The organism is Prevotella sp. HMSC077E09 (assembly GCF_001814685.1).
Taxonomy (GTDB): Bacteria; Bacteroidota; Bacteroidia; order Bacteroidales; family Bacteroidaceae; genus Prevotella; species Prevotella oris.
Genome location: NZ_KV817549.1, coordinates 396 through 2,531, shown reverse-complemented (window position 1 = coordinate 2,531; position 2,136 = coordinate 396). Strand labels below are relative to the sequence as shown.

Annotated in this window: 1 protein-coding gene and 1 pseudogene; both read left to right on the top strand. The window is 42.2% G+C overall.

Annotation, left to right across the window (positions count from 1 at the left end; all coding sequences use genetic code 11):
* Positions 1-656 precede the first annotated feature (656 nt).
* A complete protein-coding gene (locus tag HMPREF2983_RS05685) occupies positions 657-1,886 on the top strand; it encodes a site-specific integrase (protein ID WP_070667326.1) in 1,230 nt (409 codons plus the stop codon).
* Positions 1,887-1,942: 56 nt separating this feature from the next.
* Positions 1,943-2,136: pseudogene (locus HMPREF2983_RS05680) on the top strand (Arm DNA-binding domain-containing protein); the annotation flags it as partial.

The window sequence follows — 2,136 nt, the reverse complement described above, 5'->3', positions numbered from 1 at the left end:
CTTTCAAAAGCATAACTGCTACGCAGTTACGTTGCAGGCTCATATCTCACCTGTTATCTTGCCACACTTTCAAAAGCATAACTACTACGCAGTTACTACATAAAAAATGCCTCATCGTAGAGCATAACCTCCATTGTCATCTATAGGAACGAAAGTCGGGATAGCCCAGCATGGCACGCATCGCACGACATAACATCCATTGTCATCGTATAATAACAGATTATCCGTAGAACAATATATACCCAATCATGTGACAATCTCTATTAAATCCCGCTGCAACTTGACCCACTTTACTGCGTAACTTGACGCTAATTACACGGCAACTTGAGTCACTTTGCGTTGTAAAATGACTTTAGTTGCGAGGTAACTAATCAATGAAAATGAAGAAATATCGAAGTTGATGTAAACTAACTGATAATGAGGAGGAAATACATAAATCAGCGTAATACTGCTCTGTTTGTAAAGGGCAGAAATATGCAGATTTAGGCAGAAGTTCAGTTACCAGAGCGTTACCCAGTTTTGTCATAGGTAACGATGGAGAAGGATTAGGTAACTGAATTATTTTCGCTCGTGTGGCTGTTGCTGCGGTCGGCAGTTTTCTGCGTAAGTGAGGAACGCTTTAATTCGGGTAACTTTACCCACAAATATTAAAGCGTATGAAAACAGAAAAGATGAAGGTGTTGCTCTACCTTAAAAAGAGCGGTTTGGACAAGTCGGGGAAGGCTCCGATTATGGGACGTATTACCATTGGGCGTTCCATTGCCCAGTTCAGTTGTAAACTCTCCTGCAATCCCGATTTATGGAATCCCCGTGAGAGCAGGATGGATGGTAAGAGCCATGAAGCAGTGGAGATTAACGGAAGGTTGGAGAATCTGTTGTTTTCCATTCAATCTGCCTATCAGTCGTTGATTGCCAAAGGCCAGCCATTTGATGCAACCGATGTAAAGGAACTGTTTCAAGGTAGCATGCAGGTACGATGTATGCCCATCGAAAGATTAGATATACTCATCAAGGAGAAAGAAAGTCATATCGGCATAGACATCAAGGAAGAATCTATGTCTGCCTATCATTCCACTCGGAAACGATTGCAGGAGTTTATTCAAAAGAAGTATCATGTTTCGGACTTGGCTTTCTCACAGTTGACAGAAAACTTTATCTACGAATTGCAGACGTTCTGTCTCGGTGAACTCGGTCATCAGCAAAGCACATTTTTCAGAGTTGCAGCAGATTTGAAGACCGTCTGTAGGCTAGATTATCGTGAGGGACTGGCTGATACGCTTCTGTTTGATAAAGTACATATAGAACGCGGAGACAAGAAAGTACCTAAAGCTCTTGACCAAGAAGCATTGGATAAACTCAAAGTACTCCACTTTGATGAGTTGGAGGAGGAAATGGAAACTGCTCGTGATGTATTTCTCTTCGCCTGTTATACCGGAGCAGCCTATTGTGATTTGATGGAACTAAGCAAGAAGCACCTTGTTTGTGATGATACAGATAGTTTGTGGTTGAAGTTCAACAGACAGAAGACGGGCGTGCTTTGTCGTATCAAGTTATTGCCGGAAGCTGTTCGGTTAATTGAGAAAATGTACAGCGATGAAAGGGAAGTACTACTGCCTTTCATAAAATATCCCACTTATCAGTCCTGTCTCAAAGCTTTACGGCTACGGGCAGATATTTCTTTTCCCTTTACCTCGCATACCGCAAGACATACCTTTACCACGCTTATCACCTTGGAACAGGGCGTTCCTATTGAAACAGTCAGCAAGATGCTCGGACATACGAACGTAAGCATGACCGAACGTTATGCAAAGGTAACCCCGCAGAAACTCTTTGAGGAGTTCAACCGTTTCCTCTCTTTCACCGAAGATATGCAGTTGGCTATCTAATCTCTATACTTTGTATATGCTTATGCATCCATTCCAGAAATTAAAACAACAAGACAATGAGAAGTACATTCAAAACACTATTCTATATCAACAGACAGAAGACAAAGGCAGACGGCAAGACTGCTATTCTCTGCCATATCACCATAGATGGTAAGAGTACTGCTATCACCACAGGCGAGCAGTGCAAGTCCTCCGAGTGGAACAGCAAACAAAGATTGACAACCGACAAGAAAACCAATCAAAGAATCGG